Annotated in this window: 17 protein-coding genes; all 17 read left to right on the top strand. The window is 69.5% G+C overall.

Annotation, left to right across the window (positions count from 1 at the left end):
- Positions 1–53: 53 nt before the first annotated feature.
- Positions 54–1031: an ArgS-related anticodon-binding protein NrtL gene (gene nrtL, locus C4B68_RS12545; protein ID WP_099499924.1), complete on the top strand. Its 978-nt coding sequence runs from the start codon at positions 54–56 to the stop codon at positions 1029–1031.
- 16 nt (positions 1032–1047) lie between these two features.
- Positions 1048–2439, top strand: a complete 1392-nt coding sequence (lysA, locus tag C4B68_RS12540) for a diaminopimelate decarboxylase (RefSeq protein ID WP_099499925.1) — start codon at positions 1048–1050, stop codon at positions 2437–2439.
- Positions 2440–2574: 135 nt separating this feature from the next.
- Positions 2575–3867, top strand: coding sequence for a homoserine dehydrogenase (locus C4B68_RS12535; RefSeq protein WP_099499926.1), 1293 nt, complete (start codon positions 2575–2577; stop codon positions 3865–3867).
- Between the two features lie 6 nt (positions 3868–3873).
- On the top strand, positions 3874–4932 hold the full coding sequence (thrC, locus tag C4B68_RS12530; RefSeq protein ID WP_099499927.1) for a threonine synthase: 1059 nt from the start codon (positions 3874–3876) through the stop codon (positions 4930–4932).
- 402 nt (positions 4933–5334) lie between these two features.
- Positions 5335–6264 carry a homoserine kinase gene (gene thrB / locus C4B68_RS12525; RefSeq protein WP_099499928.1) on the top strand — a complete coding sequence of 310 codons (930 nt, stop codon included), beginning with the start codon at positions 5335–5337 and terminating at the stop codon, positions 6262–6264.
- A 388-nt stretch (positions 6265–6652) separates the two neighbouring features.
- Complete coding sequence (rho, locus tag C4B68_RS12520; protein ID WP_099499929.1) at positions 6653–8764, top strand: transcription termination factor Rho; 2112 nt, start codon at positions 6653–6655, stop codon at positions 8762–8764.
- Positions 8765–8931: 167 nt separating this feature from the next.
- Entirely contained in the window at positions 8932–10743 is a 1812-nt protein-coding gene (locus C4B68_RS12515) for a trypsin-like serine protease (protein ID WP_099499930.1), read from the top strand.
- Positions 10744–10951: 208 nt separating this feature from the next.
- Positions 10952–12091: an LCP family protein gene (locus tag C4B68_RS12510; RefSeq protein ID WP_099500038.1), complete on the top strand. Its 1140-nt coding sequence runs from the start codon at positions 10952–10954 to the stop codon at positions 12089–12091.
- 157 nt (positions 12092–12248) lie between these two features.
- Positions 12249–12470, top strand: a complete 222-nt coding sequence (rpmE, locus tag C4B68_RS12505) for a 50S ribosomal protein L31 (protein WP_059130001.1) — start codon at positions 12249–12251, stop codon at positions 12468–12470.
- A gap of 202 nt (positions 12471–12672) precedes the next feature.
- Positions 12673–13749: a peptide chain release factor 1 gene (gene prfA / locus C4B68_RS12500; RefSeq protein ID WP_099499931.1), complete on the top strand. Its 1077-nt coding sequence runs from the start codon at positions 12673–12675 to the stop codon at positions 13747–13749.
- 46 nt (positions 13750–13795) lie between these two features.
- Entirely contained in the window at positions 13796–14641 is an 846-nt protein-coding gene (gene prmC, locus C4B68_RS12495; RefSeq protein WP_099499932.1) for a peptide chain release factor N(5)-glutamine methyltransferase, read from the top strand.
- A 56-nt stretch (positions 14642–14697) separates the two neighbouring features.
- A complete protein-coding gene (locus tag C4B68_RS12490) occupies positions 14698–15345 on the top strand; it encodes an L-threonylcarbamoyladenylate synthase (RefSeq protein ID WP_099499933.1) in 648 nt (215 codons plus the stop codon).
- Positions 15342–16007 carry an arsenate reductase/protein-tyrosine-phosphatase family protein gene (locus C4B68_RS12485; RefSeq protein ID WP_099499934.1) on the top strand — a complete coding sequence of 222 codons (666 nt, stop codon included), beginning with the start codon at positions 15342–15344 and terminating at the stop codon, positions 16005–16007. The genes C4B68_RS12490 and C4B68_RS12485 overlap by 4 nt, the downstream gene beginning before the upstream one ends.
- Positions 16008–16279: 272 nt before the next feature.
- Entirely contained in the window at positions 16280–17518 is a 1239-nt protein-coding gene (locus C4B68_RS12480) for a serine hydroxymethyltransferase (RefSeq protein ID WP_099499935.1), read from the top strand.
- 129 nt (positions 17519–17647) lie between these two features.
- Entirely contained in the window at positions 17648–19012 is a 1365-nt protein-coding gene (locus tag C4B68_RS12475) for an MraY family glycosyltransferase (RefSeq protein WP_099499936.1), read from the top strand.
- Between the two features lie 295 nt (positions 19013–19307).
- Complete coding sequence (locus C4B68_RS12470) at positions 19308–19745, top strand: Cg1360 family ATP-synthase-associated protein (protein WP_099499937.1); 438 nt, start codon at positions 19308–19310, stop codon at positions 19743–19745.
- 210 nt (positions 19746–19955) lie between these two features.
- The gene (atpB, locus tag C4B68_RS12465) at positions 19956–20792 is read left to right on the top strand and encodes a F0F1 ATP synthase subunit A (RefSeq protein ID WP_167459303.1); all 837 of its coding nucleotides are present in this window, start codon (positions 19956–19958) and stop codon (positions 20790–20792) included.
- The last annotated feature ends 26 nt before the right edge of the window (positions 20793–20818 follow it).

Raw genomic sequence — 20818 nt, 5'->3', positions numbered from 1 at the left:
TCCCTCCCAAACCCACTCGCCTACCCACCCCCCTCCTCCCCTACGCTTGTCCCGTGACCCCCGTCGAGCTCTCCCGTACCGTGCTGCGCGCGGTGCGTCGTGCTGTCGATGAGGGGGAGCTGAGCGTTGCCGTGCCCGCACGTGCCGTGGTGACGGTGCCGGGGCCGGGCGGGTGCGGGGACTACGCCACGAACATCGCCCTTCAGCTGGCGCGGCCTGCCGGGCGGTCGCCCCGGGACGTGGCCGAGATCCTGCGGGCGCACCTGAGCGGCGCTGCCGGTGTCGCCGACGTCGCGATCACCGGGCCCGGGTTTCTGAACATCAGCCTCGGAAGCGGGGCGTCCGGCGCCCTCGTACGGGACGTCCTCACGCAAGGCCCTCGGTACGGGCACGGTGACGCCCTCGCCGGGCAGGTCGTCGAGCTGCGCGTGCCGTACGACACCCGCGCCGAGGTCGTCGCGGACACGCTCGTACGGATCGTCGCCACCCAGGGCGGCCGCGCCGAGGTGCGGCACGCCGAGCCGGTGAATCTGCGGCCCGTGCCCGCGCCGGAGGACCCCGCCCCCCTCGGCCCCGACGCCGCCCGCTGGGCCCTGCTCCACCCCGCGGCCCACGACCGGCCTCGGATCACCGCCGACCACCTCGTCCAGCGCGAGAGCAACCCTCTCTTCCGCGTTCGGTACGCGCACGCGCGCACCCGGGCCCTCACCCGCAACGCCGCCGCACTCGGCTACACCGGCGACCCCAGCGACCCCAGTGACGTACGCGGCCAGGACGATCTCCTCGCCGCCCTCGCCGAGTACCCCCACGCCCTCCGCGTCGCTGCGACCCACCGCGGACCCGACCGGCTCGCCCGGCATCTCGTCGGCACCGCCGACGCCCTCCTCGCCGTCCAGCACACCGTGCTGCCGCGCGGCGACGAGAAACCCTTGGCCGCCCACCGCGCCCGGCTCGCGCTCGCCGAAGCCGCCGGGACGGTGCTGGCCGGCGGCCTGTCCCTGCTCGGCATCAGTGCCCCTGACTACCTCTGAGGAAGCCCCTACAGACATGAGCCGTTCCGCACACCCCGCCGGGCCCCGTCACGCCGACGTCCTCCCCGAGGGCCACTACAGCGCCCCGCCCGCCGACCTCAACGCCCTCGACCCCAAGGTCTGGGCCCACACCGTCACCCGTACGACCGACGGAGTCGTCAGCGTCGGAGGTATCGAAGTCACCCGGCTCGCCGAGGAGTTCGGCACTCCGGCCTACTTCGTCGACGAGGCCGACTTCCGTGAGCGCGCCCGCGCCTGGCGCACCGCCTTCGGGCACGACGCCGACGTCTTCTACGCCGGCAAGGCCTTCCTCTCGCGGGCCGTCGTCCGGTGGCTGCACGAGGAAGGGCTCAACCTCGACGTCTGCTCCGGCGGCGAGCTCGCCACCGCCCTGTCCGCCGGCATGCCCGCCGACCGCATCGCCTTCCACGGCAACAACAAGTCCGAGACCGAGATCCGTACGGCCATCGAGGCTGGCGTCGGACGTATCGTGCTCGACTCCTTCCAGGAGATCGTCCGCGTCGCCCACATCGCCGAGTCCCTCGGCAAGCGGCAGCGCGTGCAGATCCGTATCACCGTCGGCGTAGAGGCGCACACCCACGAGTTCATCGCGACAGCCCACGAGGATCAGAAGTTCGGGATCCCGCTCGCCGGCGGACAGGCCGCCGAGGCCGTGCGCCGGGCCCTCCAGCTCGACGGGCTCGAACTCATCGGGATTCACTCGCACATCGGGTCCCAGATCTTCGACATGTCCGGCTTCGAGGTCGCGGCCCACCGCGTCGTCGGTCTCCTGAAGGCCATCCGCGACGAGCACGGCATCGAGCTGCCCGAGATCGACCTCGGTGGCGGGCTCGGAATCGCCTACACGAGTGACGACGACCCCCGTGAGCCCCACGAAATCGCCAAGGCGCTCAGCGAGATCGTCACCCGTGAGTGTGAGGCCGCCCGGCTCCGCACCCCGCGCATCTCCGTCGAGCCCGGGCGCGCCATCGTCGGCCCGACCGCCTTCACCCTCTACGAGGTCGGCACGATCAAGCCCCTCGACGGGCTGCGTACCTACGTCTCCGTCGACGGCGGCATGTCCGACAACATCCGTACCGCGCTGTACGACGCCGAGTACAGCGTCGCCCTCGTCTCCCGTACGAGTGACGCGGAGCCCATGCTCGTCCGCGTCGTCGGCAAGCACTGCGAGAGCGGCGACATCGTCGTGAAGGACGCGTTCCTGCCCTCCGACCTGGCTCCGGGCGACCTCATCGCGGTCCCGGCGACCGGCGCGTACTGCCGGTCCATGGCCAGCAACTACAACCACGCGCTGCGCCCCCCGGTCGTCGCCGTGAACGACGGCGAGGCCCGGGTGATCGTCCGCCGTGAGACGGAGGAGGACCTCCTGCGTCTCGACGTCGGCTGACCCAGGCGGAAAATCTCCTGCGTCCGCCTGCCAGAAAAATGAAATAGACGTCTCACGATCCGGACTAGGGGCAGAAACCCCCGTCCGGTGAGTGAGACTGGACCAACCGATGACGGTATGAGGAAACGAGGTCGGATGATGCGTACGCGTCCGCTGAAGGTGGCGCTGCTGGGCTGTGGGGTTGTCGGCTCAGAGGTGGCGCGCATCATGACGACGCACGCCGATGACCTCGCCGCGCGCATCGGAGCCCCCGTCGAGCTGGCCGGAGTCGCCGTACGGCGGCCCTCCAAGGTGCGCGAGGGAATCCCGGCCGAGCTCGTCACCACCGACGCCACCGCGCTCGTCAAACGCGGGGACATCGACGTCGTCGTCGAGGTCATCGGCGGTATCGAGCCCGCCCGCACGCTCATCACCACCGCCTTCGAGCACGGCGCCTCCGTCGTCTCCGCGAACAAGGCCCTCCTCGCCCAGGACGGCGCCGCCCTGCACGCCGCCGCCGGGGAACACGACAAGGACCTCTACTACGAGGCCGCCGTCGCCGGTGCCATCCCGCTGATCCGGCCGCTGCGCGAGTCCCTCGCCGGCGACAAGATCAACCGGGTCATGGGGATCGTCAACGGGACGACCAACTACATCCTCGACAAGATGGACTCGACCGGGGCCGGGTATCAGGAGGCCCTCGACGAGGCCACAGCGCTCGGGTACGCCGAGGCCGACCCGACCGCCGACGTCGAGGCCTTCGACGCCGCCGCCAAGGCCGCGATCCTCGCCGGAATCGCCTTCCACACGCGCGTGCGCCTCGACGACGTTTACCGCGAGGGCATGACCGAGGTCACCGCCGCCGACTTCGCCTCGGCGAAGGAGATGGGCTGCACCATCAAGCTGCTCGCCATCTGCGAGCGGGCCGCGGACGGCGGGTCCGTCACCGCGCGCGTGCACCCCGCGATGATTCCGCTGAGCCACCCGCTCGCCAACGTGCGCGGCGCGTACAACGCCGTGTTCGTCGAGTCGGATGCCGCCGGGCAGCTCATGTTCTACGGGCCCGGCGCGGGCGGCGCCCCGACCGCCTCCGCCGTCCTGGGCGACCTCGTCGCCGTCTGCCGCAACAAGCTCAGCGGTGCGACCGGGCCCGGCGAGTCGGCGTACGCGGCCCTGCCCGTCTCGCCCATGGGCGATGTCGTCACGCGCTACCACATCAGCCTCGACGTGGCCGACAAACCGGGTGTTCTCGCCCAGGTGGCCACCGTTTTCGCCGAGCACGGTGTCTCGATCGATACCGTTCGGCAGCAGGGCAAGGACGGGGAAGCCTCCCTCGTCGTCGTCACCCACCGTGCGTCCGACGCGTCCTTGAACGGGACCGTCGAGGCGCTGCGCGGCCTCGACACCGTGCGGGGCGTCGCCAGCATCATGCGGGTTGAAGGAGAGTAACCAGCAATGACCCACCAGTGGCGCGGAATCATCGAGGAGTACCGGGACCGGCTGCCGGTATCCGACAGCACGGAGGTCGTGACGCTCCGCGAGGGGGGTACGCCGCTCGTGCCCGCGCAGGTGCTCTCCGAGCGCACGGGCTGCGAGGTCCACCTCAAGGTGGAGGGCGCCAACCCGACCGGGTCCTTCAAGGACCGCGGTATGACCATGGCCATCACGAAGGCCAAGGAGGAGGGCGCGAAGGCCGTCATCTGCGCCTCCACGGGCAATACGTCCGCCTCCGCCGCTGCCTATGCCGTACGCGCCGGGATGGTCTCCGCCGTCCTCGTGCCGCAGGGCAAGATCGCGCTCGGCAAGATGGGCCAGGCCCTCGTGCACGGCGCGAAGATCCTCCAGGTCGACGGCAACTTCGACGACTGCCTGACGCTCGCGCGCGCTCTCTCCGACAACTACCCGGTGGCGCTGGTCAATTCGGTCAACCCGGTGCGTATCGAGGGCCAGAAGACCGCCGCGTTCGAGATCGTGGACATGCTGGGTGACGCGCCCGACATCCACGTCCTGCCGGTGGGCAACGCGGGCAACATCACGGCGTACTGGAAGGGCTACACCGAGTACGCCGCCGACGGCATCGCCCGTCGGACCCCGCGCATGTGGGGTTTCCAGGCCTCCGGTTCGGCGCCGATCGTGCGCGGCGAGGTCGTCAAGGACCCGTCGACCATCGCCACCGCGATCCGCATCGGCAACCCGGCCTCGTGGCAGTTCGCGCTGGCCGCGCGGGACGAATCGGGCGGTCTCATCGACGAGGTGACGGACCGTGAAATTCTGCGCGCCTACCGCCTGTTGGCCGCGCAGGAGGGTGTCTTCGTCGAGCCCGCGTCCGCCGCGTCCGTCGCCGGTCTGCTGAAGGCCGCCGAGCGGGGCCTCGTCGACCCGGGCCAGACGATCGTCTGCACGGTCACCGGAAACGGCCTCAAGGACCCCGACTGGGCCGTCGCCGGCGCCCCGCAGCCGGTCACGGTCCCGGTGGACGCGGTGACGGCGGCGGAGCGGCTCGGCCTGGCGTAAAGCCGCCAGGCGCAAACCCGCCAGCCGTAAGTCGCCGGGCGTCGATCAGGCAGCCGGCCGCCGGGCGGCAACCCGCCGCCGTAAAGCCGCCGGACGGCAACCCAGGGCGCCCGGCGCGGGCGGACACCGTCACAAGCCGACGGAAACCGCCCAGCGCCCGGGCCATCCCTACGGCAAGCCGACAGGGGGGTGCACGGGGGGCTTACGACACGCATCGTGCGCCTCCTGTGCGCCCTATGTCGCCACAGAACCTTCCTTCGATAGGCTGTAGCGAACCCGTCTGCCGCATATGCCGCGGTGCCGCGCCGTCCTTGCGGCCTGAGGGTCTCCCCGTACGTATCGAATGTCCTTCGACTCGAATCTCATTCGACAATCTCGCAGCTCAAGGAGAGTCATCGAGCGATGGCCGGTCCAGCGTTCCGCGCCGCCGCCGTCCGGGTGCGCGTCCCCGCCACCAGTGCCAACCTCGGCCCGGGCTTCGACGCCCTCGGCCTGTCACTGGGGCTGTACGACGACGTGGTCGTCCGGGTGGCCGACTCCGGGCTGCACATCGACATCGCAGGTGAGGGCAGCGAGACGCTCCCTCGTGACGAGAGTCACCTCCTCGTACGTTCCCTGCGCACCGCCTTCGATCTGCTGGGCGGACAGCCGCGCGGGCTCGAGATCGTCTGCGCCAACCGCATCCCGCACGGGCGGGGCCTCGGCTCCTCCTCCGCCGCCATCTGCGCCGGCATCGTCGCCGCCCGCGCCGTGACCATAGGCGGCGACACCAAGCTGGACGACACCGCGCTCCTGGAGCTCGCCACCGAGATCGAGGGACACCCCGACAATGTCGCGGCCTGTCTGCTCGGCGGTTTCACGCTCTCCTGGATGGAGGCCGGCGCAGCGCGGGCGATCAGGATGGAGCCCGCCGATTCCATCGTTCCGGTGGTTTTCGTACCGGGAAAGCCGGTACTCACCGAGACCGCGCGCAGTCTGCTGCCGCGTACCGTGCCGCATGTCGACGCCGCCGGCAACGCGGGCCGCGCCGCACTGCTCGTCGAGGCCCTGACCCGGCGCCCCGAGCTGCTGCTGCCCGCCACCGAGGACCGGCTGCACCAGGAGTACCGCGCCCCGGCCATGCCGGAGAGCGCCGCCCTCGTGGAGCGCCTGCGCGCCGACGGCATCCCTGCGGTGATCTCCGGCGCCGGTCCCACGGTGCTCGCTCTCGCGGACGAGGCGTCGGCCGACAAGGTGGCCGATCTCGCAGGTCAGGGCTGGGCCGCCAACCGGCTGGACCTCGATGCCCAGGGGGCGAGCGTGCTGCCGCTCGCACCTGTCGGTGTCAATTAGCGGCGGACGGTTGCCGGATTTGGAGAGGGGGAATGTTTGTTGGATCCGGTAGTGTTAACCTCAAGTCAGCACCCGAGCCCACCATGGCGAGGTGCTTCGTGTCCCCGTCCGGGACATCCATTCTTCCGGGAGCCTCCCAAACTGCTTTGTGCCATGCATTGGGTGCTATGCGCTGAGCAGTGCTGAGCACGCTCCGGAACCGGCGAGACCATGCCGATGACACCGCAATTCAGTGCCACGGCTCCGGAATCGTCATCACCAGATATGTCTTCCGCCGCTTTGGCGGACCACCGCCCCGGCACGGTCCACACAGCAAGGACCAAAGCCGGACAGCACAACCGGTCGCCGAGCCAGACAGGCCGACGTCCGCTCCAGGGAAGGACCCTTCGTGAGCGACACCACCGATCTGATGGGCGCACGTGTCGAGGAGACCGTTGCCGCGCCCGCCACGGACGCCTCTGCGCCTGCCACCGGTGCCGGCTCCCGGCGGCGCCGCGGTACCGGCCTTGAGGGCATGGTGCTGGCCGAGCTGCAGCAGGTCGCATCCGGCCTCGGCATCAGGGGCACCGCGCGTATGCGCAAGAGCCAGCTGATCGAGGTCATCAAGGAGGCGCAGGCTGGGGGCACCTCCCAGGCCCTTTCGGGCTCTGGGGGAGGGGGAGCCCCGGCCAAGGCCGCGTCCTCTCCCGCCGGCGAGGCCACCGAGGCCAAGCCGAAGCGCCGGGCCACCTCGAAGGCTCGTACGGGCGATGAGGCCGCCGCGGCCGAGAAGCAGGCGGCGGAGCCCGCCGCCGAGAAGGCCGTGGCCCAGCAGCAGATCGAGATCCCCGGCCAGCCGGCTGGGGGCCCCTCCCGCGATGGGGGTACCTCCCGCGCGAGCGAAGCCGAGCGTGGGGGAGAAGCCGAGCGCGGCGGAGACGACGCTCCCGCGGAGCGCCGCCGTCGCCGTGCCACCGCCGAGGCGGGCAGCCCCGAGACGGTCGCCGGCGAGGCGAAGAGCGAGCCGAAGGCCGAGACCCCGGTCCAGGCGCAGGGCGAGGACAAGGCCGACGCCGAGGGCGCCGACGGCCGTCAGGGCCGCCGTGACCGCCGTGACCGCGACCGTGGCGGCCGTGACCGCGACCGTCGTGGCAAGGGCGACGAGCAGCAGGGCGGCGGCCAGCAGCGCCAGGACCGCCAGGACCGTCAGCAGCAGGGCGGCGGCCGTCAGGACCGCCAGCAGCGCGACACCGGGCCGCGGGCCGATGAGGACGGGGACGACTTCGAGGGTGGCCGCCGCGGCCGTCGCGGGCGCTACCGGGACCGCCGGGGCCGTCGTGGCCGCGACGAGATCGCCGAGCCGCAGCTCGCCGAGGACGACGTCCTGATCCCCGTCGCGGGCATCCTGGACATCCTCGACAACTACGCCTTCATCCGTACGTCGGGCTACCTGCCGGGCCCCAACGACGTTTACGTCTCCCTCGCCCAGGTCCGCAAGAACGGCCTGCGCAAGGGTGACCACGTCACCGGCGCGGTCCGTCAGCCCAAGGAGGGTGAGCGCCGCGAGAAGTTCAACGCGCTGGTCCGCCTGGACTCCGTCAACGGCATGGCGCCCGAACACGGCCGTGGCCGCCCGGAGTTCAACAAGCTGACGCCGCTGTACCCGCAGGACCGCCTCCGCCTGGAGACGGACCCGGGCATCCTCACCACCCGCATCATCGACCTCGTTGCGCCGATCGGTAAGGGCCAGCGCGGTCTGATCGTGGCCCCGCCGAAGACCGGCAAGACCATGATCATGCAGGCGATCGCCAACGCGATCACGCACAACAACCCCGAGTGCCACCTGATGGTCGTCCTGGTCGACGAGCGTCCGGAAGAGGTCACCGACATGCAGCGGTCGGTCAAGGGCGAGGTCATCTCCTCGACCTTCGACCGCCCGGCCGAGGACCACACCACGGTCGCCGAACTGGCGATTGAGCGTGCCAAGCGTCTTGTGGAGCTGGGTCACGACGTCGTCGTGCTGCTCGACTCGATCACGCGTCTGGGCCGTGCGTACAACCTCGCCGCCCCGGCCTCCGGCCGCATCCTGTCCGGTGGTGTCGACTCGACGGCCCTCTACCCGCCGAAGCGCTTCTTCGGTGCGGCGCGCAACATCGAGGACGGCGGCTCGCTGACCATCCTCGCGACCGCGCTCGTCGACACCGGGTCCCGCATGGACGAGGTGATCTTCGAGGAGTTCAAGGGCACCGGCAACGCGGAGCTCAAGCTCGACCGGAAGCTCGCCGACAAGCGCATCTTCCCGGCGGTGGACGTCGACGCGTCCGGTACCCGTAAGGAAGAGATCCTGCTCGGCAACGACGAGCTCGCCATCGTCTGGAAGCTGCGCCGGGTGCTGCACGCGCTCGACCAGCAGCAGGCGATCGAGCTGCTGCTGGACAAGATGAAACAGACGAAGTCGAACGCCGAGTTCCTGCTTCAGATCCAGAAGACCACGCCGTCGCCGGGCAACGGCAACGACTGAGGTCAGCAGGTCAGCCTGCAAGAACCGCTGAGGGCCGCCCCCGTCACCCAGGTGACGGGGGCGGCCCTTTGTGCGACCTAGAACAGGTGTACGATCACGCTTCTTGAACTTCTGCTGAAGCAGATATGAACTCTTGACTCTGAGGGGGGACTTGAGTGGATACACCCATGTCCGGGGGCGGTCGCCACAGACGCCGTATACGGATCGCCGTCCCGGTCGTGGCCGCCGGTCTGGCCGCCGCCGTCGCGGGGACGCTGCTGATGTCGTCCGCGAACGCCGCATCGCCCCTGCCGACGCCGCCCGCCCAGCCCGCCACCTCGGCGCCCACCCTGGCCGAGCTGAAGGAGCGGGTCACGGGCGCCCTCGCCGGTGACGACACCGCGGGGGAGACGACCACGAAGTCGTCCCTGAGCGCGAGCACGAGCACGAGCACGAGCGGCTCCACTGTCGACGCGAAGATCATCGGCGGCACCACGACGACCATCACGTCCGCGCCGTGGATGGCCCAGCTCTGGTACTACGACGACCGGGGCACCACCAGCGAGAGCGACGACCTCGGCTTCTTCTGTGGCGGCTCCGTCGTGTCGCCGACGAAGATCCTCACCGCCGCGCACTGCCTCAAGGGTTACGACTGGAAGGCCAACGGCGCCGTCGTGACCGGCAGCACGCAGCTGCCGACCTCCGACTCCTCGGGCGGCACCGACCTGCACGGCGGCACCGTCGCCGGTGTCGCCCGGCAGTGGAACCACCCGTCGTACAGCTCGACGACCATCGACAACGACATCGCGGTCCTCACGCTGGCGACCCCCGTCACCGCCAAGCCGATCCGCATAACGACGTCCGGTGACACCGCCTCGTACGCGTCCGGCACCCAGGCCACGGTCTACGGCTGGGGCCGCACCAGCTCCACCAGCCAGGACATCTCCCAGATCCTGAAGACGGCCACGCTGCCCATCAAGTCCGACACCACCTGCGCGGGCGCCTACGGCAGCGACTTCGTCAAGGGCCACATGGTCTGCGCGGGTGCCCCGGCGACCGGCAGCGACAGCGGCACCACCTCGGCGTGCAACGGCGACTCCGGCGGCCCGCTGATCGTCGGCGGCCGTATCGTCGGCGTCGTCTCCTGGGGTGTCCAGGACTGCGTCGCGAAGGGCGCGTACAGCGTCTTCGCGAAGGTCAGCACGTACGTCGGGGCCGCGTACCCGCGCGTTGACGACACCAACCTGAGCGGTGACCACAGGGCCGACCTGTTCCTGCGCCGTGCCTCCGACGGCACCGGCTACGCGGCGGACTCCAAGGGCACCTCGTTCTCCCCGGTCCGGAACCTCGGCAGCTTCAAGGGTCTCAACGTCGTGCTGCAGTCCGACCTCAACCGGGACGGCTACCAGGACTACGTGGTCCGCCAGACCACCACGGGCGACGTCTACTGGCTGCACTGGGTCCGCTCGACCGAGAGCTGGGCCAACGACCAGATCTTCGACAACTGGAAGACCCGCACCCGTATCGTCGCCCCCGGCGACGTGACCGGCGACGCCCTGCCCGACCTGCTCTCGGTCGACTCCGGCGGGGTCCTGTGGATCTACCCGGGCAAGGGCAACGGCACCTTCTCGGCGCGCGTCCAGGTCCGCTCCGGCTGGAACCAGTACAACTCCCTGCGCGGACACGGTGACTTCACCGGCGACGGCAAGGCCGACCTGATCGCGCGCAGCCGGACCGGCTCGTACGTCTACCTGTACAAGGGCACCGGCAAGGCCGGCAGCGAAGCCTTCTCCAGCCGCATCAAGGTGCGCACGTGGGGCGACTACAACGCCTTCGACGCCCCCGGTGACGTGACCGGCGACGGCAAGGCCGACTTCATGGCCCGTACGCCTGGCGGCACGCTCTACCTGTACCCGGGCACCGGCAAGGCGACCAGCGAGATCTTCGCCACAAGGATCTCCGTCGGCACCGGTCACCAGCAATACGACATTTTCGGCTGACATCGCAGGTGAGCGGGGTTTTCCCGGATTGACCGATGACACAGGGTGCCCACCGTTTTACGCGGTGGGTGCCCTGCTTTGTGCAACCCTTTCCCGAGTTTCCCCGTCTGACCGTACAGAGCGAGCATGGAGCGGTACGCGGTCACGACAGGGCGGGTCCCGGCCCTGAAAGCAAGGGGTAACCGAAGCAACGAGGACTGAGGTGCACATGCCTGCCGAGAGCACGCCGGAACCCGGCATACCAGGGGAGTCCGGCACGAGCGCCCGGCGTCGCCGCGCCAAGGGCCGCCGCCGCAAGCCCCGCAGCACGCGCAGCAAGGCACTCCTCGTCACGGCCTGGACCGCGGCGGGCATCGTCGTGCTGGGGGGCGCGGGCGCCGGGTTCGTGTACTTCAAGCTCAATGGCAACATCAAGAGCGTCGACATCAACCAGGTGCTCGGCACCGACCGGCCGACGAAGGTCGACAACGGCTCCGAGAACATCCTGGTCCTGGGCTCCGACACCCGCTCCGGCGGCAACGAGAAGCTGGGCGGCGGCACCGACGACGGCACCGCCCGCTCCGACACGGCGATGATCGTGCACGTCTACGAGGGCCACAAGAAGGCCAGCGTGGTCTCGATCCCCCGCGACACCCTGATCGAGCGGCCCTCCTGCACCGACGCCGACGGGGTCACGCACGACGCGGCCTCCGACGTGATGTTCAACTCCGCGTACGCCACCGGCGGGGCGACCTGCGCGGTGAAGACCGTCGAGTCCCTGACCGGCATCCGCATGGATCACTACGTCGAGGTCGACTTCAGCGGCTTCCAGAAGCTCATCGACGAACTCGGCGGGGTCAAGGTCACCACGACCGAGGACATCGACGACCCCGACAGCCATCTGAACCTGACCGCCGGTACGCACAAGCTCACCGGCAAGCAGGCGCTCGGCCTGGTCCGCACCCGGCACGGCGTCGGCGACGGCTCCGACCTGGGCCGCATCCAGCTCCAGCAGGCTTTCATCAAGGCCCTGGTCAACCAGGCCAAGCAGGTCGGCGTCCTGTCCAGCCCGAAGAAGGCGTACGACCTCGCCATGACCGCGACCAAGACGGTCACGACCGACTCCGAGCTCGGCTCGGTCAGCAACCTCGCGTCCTTCGCCAACGGCCTCAAGGGCATCAGCTCGTCGAACATGACCATGGTGACGATGCCGGTCCAGTACGACGCCGAGGACGCCAACCGCGTCCTCATCGACAAGGACAAGTCCCAGCTGGTCTGGAAGGCCCTGAAGAACGACCGGGCGATCCCGAAGGCGGCCACCGAGGGCACGGCCACGGGCACCGCGAAGGACGTCGTGAGCGCCGGCTGACACGCACGGGGCCCCGGCCGGCACGCCGGGAATAGATCACCCATCCCCCCGGTTTTGGGGGATGGCGCCAGTCCTGGCAGACTGGTACGTCGGCTCCGGTTCACGCTCCCGCAATCCGCGGCGGCGACCCGGCGCCCTCCCGAAACTAGGAGACACCTTGAAGCGCGACATCCACCCCGAGTACGTCGAGACGCAGGTCAGCTGCACCTGTGGCGCGTCGTTCACCACCCGTAGCACGATCGGCAGCGGCACCATCCGTGCCGAGGTCTGCTCCGAGTGCCACCCGTTCTACACGGGCAAGCAGAAGATCCTCGACACCGGTGGCCGTGTGGCCCGCTTCGAGGCCCGCTTCGGCAAGGCTGCCGCTGCCAAGAAGTAGCGAGCCCACAGCGCCGGTCTTCGGTGCCCCCTGCACGGGGGCGCCGGGACCGGCGCTTTGCGGTGCAGCCCCCTCCCCCACTCTCGGCTTGTCCCCCAGTGCCTTAAGGGCCTGGGAGGTACCCCCAGAGCGGGGGGACCCCCATGCCGTACCTACGTCCCCGAGCCCATGTGGAGCTGGGGACAGCCCATTGGAGCCGGAGATGTTCGAGGCGGTCGAGGAACTCATCGGCGAGCACGCCGATCTGGAGAAGAAGCTCGCTGACCCGTCGGTCCACGCCGACCAGGCCAACGCGCGCAAGCTGAACAAGCGCTACGCCGAGCTGAGCCCGATCGTCGCGACGTACCGCTCCTGGAAGCAGACCGGGGACGACATCGAGACGGCGAAGGAACTCGCGGCCGACGACCCCGACTTCGCCGCCGAGGTCAAGGACCTGGACAAGCAGCGCGAGGAGCTCACCGAGAAGCTCCGGCTGCTCCTCGTCCCGCGCGACCCCAGCGACGACAAGGACGTCATCCTCGAGATCAAGGCGGGCGCGGGCGGCGACGAGTCGGCCCTGTTCGCCGGCGACCTGCTGCGCATGTACCTGCGCTACGCCGAGCGCGTCGGCTGGAAGACCGAGATCATCGACTCCACCGAGTCGGAGCTCGGCGGCTACAAGGACGTCCAGGTCGCCGTGAAGACCAAGGGCGGCCAGGGCGCCACCGAGCCCGGCCAGGGTGTCTGGGCCCGCCTGAAGTACGAGGGCGGAGTGCACCGCGTGCAGCGCGTGCCGTCGACCGAGTCGCAGGGCCGTATCCACACCTCCGCGGCCGGTGTCCTGGTCACGCCCGAGGCCGAGGAGGTCGACGTCGAGATCCACGCGAACGATCTACGCATCGACGTCTACCGCTCCTCCGGGCCCGGCGGCCAGTCCGTCAACACGACCGACTCCGCGGTGCGCATCACGCACATTCCCACCGGAGTCGTCGCTTCCTGCCAGAACGAGAAGAGTCAGCTGCAGAACAAGGAGCAGGCGATGCGTATCCTGCGCTCCAGGCTCCTCGCGGCGGCGCAGGAGGAAGCCGAGCGGGAAGCCGCGGACGCGCGCCGCAGCCAGGTCCGTACCGTCGACCGCTCCGAGAAGATCCGTACGTACAACTTCCCGGAGAATCGCATCTCGGACCACCGCGTCGGCTTCAAGGCGTACAACTTGGACCAGGTCCTGGACGGCGACCTCGACTCGGTGATCCAGGCGTGCGTCGACGCGGACTCGGCCGCGAAGCTCGCCGCCGCGTAACAGCGGTACACAGAAGACGACAACAGCTCAGCCCCGGAGGACCAGCGTGAACCTGCTGCTTGCGGAAGTGGCCCAGGCCACCCAGCGGCTGGCCGACGCCGGCGTGCCCTCGCCGCGCAATGACGCGGAGGAGCTCGCCGCGTTCGTGCACGGCGTCAAGCGGGGCGAGCTGCACACGGTCAAGGACGCGGACTTCGACGCCCGCTACTGGGAGGTGACCGCGCGCCGCGAGGCCCGCGAGCCGCTCCAGCACATCACCGGGCGGGCCTACTTCCGTTACCTGGAACTCCAGGTCGGGCCAGGGGTGTTCGTGCCCCGGCCGGAGACCGAGTCCGTGGTCGGCTGGGCCATAGACGCCGTACGCGCCATGGATGTCGTCGAGCCGCTGATCGTCGACCTCTGCACCGGCTCGGGCGCCATCGCGCTCGCTCTCGCGCAGGAGGTCCCGCGCTCGCGCGTGCACGCCGTGGAGCTGTCCGAGGACGCCCTCCAGTGGACCCGCAAGAACGTCGAGGGGTCCAGGGTCGACCTGCGCCAGGGAGACGCCCTGGCGGCCTTCCCGGACCTCGACGGCCAGGTGGACCTGGTGATCTCCAACCCGCCGTACATCCCGCTGACGGAATGGGAGTACGTCGCTCCGGAGGCCCGGGACTACGATCCCGAACTCGCCCTGTTCTCAGGGGAGGACGGACTCGACCTCATCCGCGGCATCGAGCGCACCGCGCACCGGCTGCTGCGCCCCGGCGGCGTCGTCGTCATCGAGCACGCCGACACCCAGGGCGGGCAGGTGCCGTGGATCTTCACCGAGGAGCGGGGCTGGGCCGACGCGGCCGACCACGCGGACCTCAACAACCGGCCGCGGTTCGCGACCGCCCGCAAGGCGATGCCGTGAGCACGCGCAGTCCAGGAACTTCGACTCAGCAGTACGTGTACGAGGAGGCCCGCTAAATGGCACGGCGATACGACACCAACGACGCGACCGACCGCATCACCGGTCTGCGTGAGGCAGCGTCCGCCGTCCGCCGTGGCGAGCTGGTGGTCCTGCCGACGGACACGGTGTACGGCGTCGGCGCCGACGCGTTCTCCTCGGAGGCCGTCGCCGATCTCCTCGAAGCCAAGGGCCGGGGGCGCAATATGCCCACCCCTGTCCTCATCGGCTCCCCGAACACGCTGCACGGCCTCGTCACGGACTTCTCCGAGATGGCCTGGGAACTGGTCGACGCGTTCTGGCCGGGCGCGCTCACGCTCGTCGCCAAGCACCAGCCGTCCCTGCAGTGGGACTTGGGGGACACCCGGGGCACGGTGGCCATCCGTATGCCGCTGCACCCGGTCGCCATCGAACTGCTCACAGAGGTGGGCCCGATGGCGGTCTCCTCCGCCAACCTCACGGGACACCCGGCTCCCGAGGACTGTGACGCCGCGCAGGAGATGCTCGGCGATTCCATCTCCGTCTACCTGGACGGCGGCCCGACCCCGGGCATCGTCCCCTCCTCGATCGTCGACGTGACCGGCAAGGTGCCTGTGCTGCTGCGCGAGGGTGCCCTGTCGGCGGAGGAGCTCCGGAAGGTCGTACCCGACCTCGAGGTGGCGAATTGACAGCCCCTGACGCGGGGCGTGGCATAGGCACGGGGATCACGGGGACCGGTGGGTCCTCCAGGGGGTCCTTCCGCATCCTCCACGTCAGCACTGGCAACGTGTGCCGCTCGCCGATCACCGAGCGGCTGACCCGGCACGCCCTGGCGGACCGGCTCGGCGATCCCCTGTGGGGCGGCCTCATCGTGGAGAGCGCGGGCACCTGGGGCCACGAGGGCGCGCCCATGGAGGCCAACGCCGAGATGGTCCTCGCCGACTTCGGCGCGGATGCCTCCGGCTTCGTCGGCCGCGAGCTCCTTGACGATCACGTCATCCGTGCCGACCTGGTCCTCACGGCCACCCGCGACCACCGGGCCCACGTCATCTCCATGGGGCACTCTGCGGGCCTGCGCACCTTCACCCTGAAGGAGTTCACCCGCCTCGTCCGCGCCATAGACACGGCAACCCTGCCTCCCCTGGAGGACGGCGTGGTCGAGCGCGCCCGCGCCCTGGTGCGGGCCGCCGCCGCGCTGCGCGGGTGGCTGCTGGCTCCGACGGCGGAGGCGGACGAGGTGTTCGACCCGTACGGGGCGCCGCTGCCGTTCTTCCGGTCTATCGGGGATGAGATCAATGAGGCGCTGGATCCGGTGGTGACTGCGCTTACCGGGGTGCCCGCCCGTACGTAGGCTGCCGCCGGCGTTTCCTTGCACGGTGCCCGGCGCTGTCGGCTGTGCCCACCCTCCCCCACTCTCGGCTTCTTCCCCAGTGCCTTAAGGGCCTGGGAGGTACCCCCAGAGCGGGGGGACCCCCATCGCCCTGCGGAACGACTGCCCACAGCGGTAAACGACTGCCCACAGCGGTAGCGGCCGCGCCCGGCGAGGCGTAACACCGGGCGTCCCACCGGTCCCGGTTCTACATTGGACGTAGCGTCCCCCCCCGCCGAGGTCCGGAGTCCACCATGCCGGTCGCACAGATGCTTGCCGCGGATGTTCTGAGTCGACAGGACCCCGTGCTCGCCGAGATTCTGCTCAGTGAGCTGGACCGGCAGTCGACGACGCTGCAGTTGATCGCGGCCGAGAACTTCACCTCGCCGGCCGTGCTGGCCGCGCTCGGGTCGCCGCTGGCGAACAAGTACGCCGAGGGGTATCCGGGCTCCCGCTTTCACGGCGGATGCGAGATCGTCGACGTCGCCGAGCGCATCGCGGCCGACCGGGCCAAGGCCCTGTTCGGCGCCGATCACGCCAATGTGCAGTCGCACTCGGGGAGTTCGGCCGTCCTCGCCGCATACGCCGCCCTGCTGCGCCCCGGGGACACCGTGCTGGCCATGGGACTGCCCTTCGGCGGGCACCTCACGCACGGGTCGCCCGCCAATTTCTCCGGGCGCTGGTTCGACTTCGTCGGGTACGGCGTGGAGGCGGAGACCGGGCTCATCGACTACGACCAGGTGCGCACCCTCGCGCGGACGCACCGGCCCAAGGCGGTCGTGTGCGGGTCCATCTCCTATCCTCGGCACATCGACTACGCCGCGTTCCGTGAGATCGCCCACGAGGTGGGCGCCTATCTCATCGCGGACGCCGGCCACCCCATCGGGCTCGTCGCGGGCCGAGCGGCGCCCAGTCCGGTGCCGTACGCCGATGTCGTGTGCGCGACGACCCACAAGGTGCTGCGCGGGCCGCGCGGCGGCATGATCCTGTGCAAGAGCGAGCTGGCCGAGCGCGTGGACCGGGCCGTCTTCCCGTTCACCCAGGGCGGCGCGCAGATGAACGCGATCGCCGCCAAGGCCGTCGCGTTCGGCGAGGCGGCGACCCCGGCCTTCACGGCGTACGCGCATCAGGTCGTCGCCAACGCCCAGGTGCTGGCCGACGAGCTGGGCGAGGAGGGGCTCGCCATCACCACGGGCGGTACGGACACGCATCTGATCACCGCCGATCCGGTGCCGCTCGGCGTCGACGGACGCACCGCCCGCGGGCGTCTGGCCGCCGCCGGGATGGTCCTGGACTGCTGTGCGCTGCCGCACGGCGACGCCCGCGGCCTGCGGCTCGGTACGGCCGCCCTGACCACCCAGGGGATGGGAGAGGCCGAGATGGCGCGGATCGCCGTCCTGATCGCGGGGGTGCTGCGGGAGGACATCGACGCCAGGTCGGCGCGTGAAGAAGTGCGGGAGCTCACCGGCAGATTTCCGCCGTATCCGGGCTGACCGGGGGTAGGCGTCCACGCATGCACAGCCACTCGTGCAACCATCGTCGCTACCCGGAAGTCCCCAACCATATGCGCGCATCGCTAGGGTGTGGGGCTGAGATGGCCAGCGAGACCTGTGGGGAAGCCCGTGCGTGAATACCTCCTGACGCTCTGCATCACGGCCGCGGTGACGTATCTGCTGACAGGGCCGGTACGGAAATTCGCGATCGTGGCCGGAGCCATGCCGGAGATCCGTGCGCGCGATGTGCACCGGGAACCCACTCCGCGGCTGGGCGGTATCGCGATGTTCTTCGGGCTGTGCGCGGGCCTGCTGGTCGCGGACCACCTGACCAACCTGAGCGAGGTCTTCACGCAGTCGAACGAGCCGCGCGCGCTGCTCTCGGGAGCGGCGCTCATCTGGCTGATCGGCGTCCTGGACGACAAGTTCGAGATCGACGCCCTGATCAAGCTGGGCGGCCAGATGATCGCCGCCGGTGTCATGGTCGTGCAGGGTCTGACGATCCTGTGGCTGCCGATCCCCGGCGTCGGCCTGGTCGCGCTGACCCAGTGGCAGGGGACTCTCCTCACCGTCGCCCTCGTCGTGATCACCATCAACGCGGTGAACTTCGTCGACGGCCTCGACGGTCTCGCCGCCGGCATGGTGTGCATCGCGTCCACCGCGTTCTTCCTGTACGCGTACCGCATCTGGTACTCGTACGGCATCGAGGCCGCCGCCCCGGCGACGCTCTTCGCGGCGATCCTGATGGGCATGTGCCTGGGCTTCCTGCCGCACAACATGCATCCGGCGCGGATCTTCATGGGCGACTCCGGCTCGATGCTGATCGGTCTGGTGCTGGCCGCCGGTGCGATCTCCATCACGGGGCAGATCGACCCCGACGCGATGAACCTGTTCTCCGGTTCCGAGCGCAACACCGTGCACCAGACGGTGCCCGTCTACATCCCGCTGCTGCTGCCGCTGACGATCATCGCGGTCCCGGCCGCCGACCTGGTGCTGGCCATCGTGCGGCGCACCTGGCGCGGCCAGTCCCCGTTCGCCGCCGACCGCGGGCATCTGCACCACCGCCTCTTGGAGGTCGGGCACTCGCACAGCCGCGCCGTCCTGATCATGTACTTCTGGTCGGCGCTGATCGCCTTCGGCGCCCTCGCCTTCTCGGTCAACTCGGCGTCCATGTGGATCGTGCTCGGCATCGCGGCACTCAGCGCGGTCGGTCTCGTGCTGCTCCTGCTGCCGCGCTTCACGCCGCGCGCCCCGCGCTGGGCCGAACACCTGGTGCCGCCGCGCTACCGCCGTAGCAAGGCCCCCGCGGCCGTCCCGGCCGGGGCGTCCGCCGCCTTTGGCGCGGAGGCGACGGAGGGGGCTCCCGAGGAGCCGCTGGAGGCCCACGAGCCCCGTACCCCGGTCGCCGCAGGAGCCTCAGGAGTCAACGGAGCGAGCGCGATCGGCCCCCGCTCGCGCTTCCTGGATCGACGCAAAGCCGGATCGTCGCGCTGACGCAAGGTAAGAACCCGACCAAAGTGGACACGTCGTCGGGGAAGCAAAGTCCCCCATTACCAGACAACTCGGCCACTGTCCTGCACGGAGGCGCAGCTTCACCCTCATGTGTGACGGCGAGCACACCAACCAGGTAAAGACCTCATCAAATAGTTTGTGATACCGTTCACGAGAACCCGGGACGGAGCCGAAGGACCCTAGTGCGAAGGTCCTTTGGCGTGAGGTTCTCTCTCAGCCCGGGACTACGCTCGTCCATGACGACACCCTGCCCCCCTTAGCAAGCGGAGTTGCCGCCATGCCGTCCAATGACGCCCGGATTCTCCTTCAGGCCGCTGTGCCCACAGCTGCCGTCGGCGCGATTGCCGCCGCCGTCAGCGGCGTGGTCGCCGGCGGCAAGGGAGCGATCGGGGCGGTCGTCGCGACGCTGGTCGTGATCCTCTTCATGGGTCTCGGGCTCTACGTTCTGCAGCGCACCGCCAAATCGCTTCCGCACCTGTTCCAGGCGATGGGCCTCATGCTCTACACGGCGCAGATTCTTCTGTTGTTCATCTTTGTCGCCGCGTTCAAGAACACGTCGCTGTTCAACCCCAAGGCCTTCGCCATCACGCTCGTCGCCGCCACCCTCGCGTGGATCGGCGCTCAGGCGCGTGCCCACATGAAGGCCAAGATCCTCTACGTCGAACCGGACTCGTCGACGGGCGAACAGCCCGAAAAGACGGGGCGCTCGTCGTGAGAGGTAGGGCCGGGATAAGGGCGCACAGGAGACCCTGCTATCGTCCGGTGCCAACTGCGGCATCGCGGGCGCGGGCATCTGAGCTGACGCCTGCTCAATCGCGAGGCTTGATGCCCCACAGCCGCCCCCACATCCGTAACACCAGTCCAGTGCCGAACCGCGGCCGTGCGCCGCGCCGACACAACGAGGTTGCCGTACCTATGCGCCACGCTGAAGGAGCCCGCGGTGAGTGCTGACCCGACGCAGGTGCTCGCCTTCGAGACCGACTGCCACATCTTCGACGGCTGTGGCTTCCCGGCTCCCGGCCTGCACTCGTTCCTGTTCGAGCCCCTCTGGGGCAATGCGGACAGCAACGTCTACTTCAACAAGACGATGCTGCTGGCGCTGCTCGGCTCGATCATCGTCGTCGGCTTCTTCTGGGCCGCCTTCCGCAAGCCGAAGGTCGTCCCGGGCAAGCTGCAGATGGTCGCCGAGGCGGGCTACAACTTCATCCGGCGCGGAGTCGTCTACGAGACCATCGGCAAGAAGGAGGGCGAGAAGTACGTCCCCCTGGTGGTCTCGCTGTTCTTCTTCATCTGGATGATGAACCTCTGGTCGATCATTCCGGTCGCCCAGTTCCCGGTGACGTCGATCATCGCGTACCCGGCGGTCCTGGCCCTGATCGTCTACGTGCTGTGGGTCTCGCTGACCTTCAAGCGCCACGGCTTCGTGGGCGCGTTCAAGAACTTCACGGGCTACAACAAGGACCTCGGTCCGGTGCTGCCGCTGGCCATGGTCATCGAGTTCTTCTCGAACCTGCTGGTCCGTCCGTTCACGCATGCCGTCCGACTCTTCGCGAACATGTTCGCGGGCCACACCCTGCTGCTGCTCTTCACGATCGCCAGCTGGTACCTGCTGAACGGCATCGGCATCGCCTACGCCGGTGTCTCTTTCATCATGGTCATCGTCATGACGGCGTTCGAGCTCTTCATCCAGGCGCTGCAGGCGTACGTGTTCGTGCTCCTGACCTGCACCTTCATCCAGGGCGCACTCGCCGAGCACCACTGAGCCTCCGCCCTACCAACCCCGCAGAC

This window comes from Streptomyces dengpaensis, from assembly GCF_002946835.1.
In the GTDB taxonomy this organism is placed as follows: domain Bacteria; phylum Actinomycetota; class Actinomycetes; order Streptomycetales; family Streptomycetaceae; genus Streptomyces; species Streptomyces dengpaensis.
Note: the sequence above shows the minus strand (reverse complement) of the source record. Positions and strands in the feature narration are given on the sequence as shown.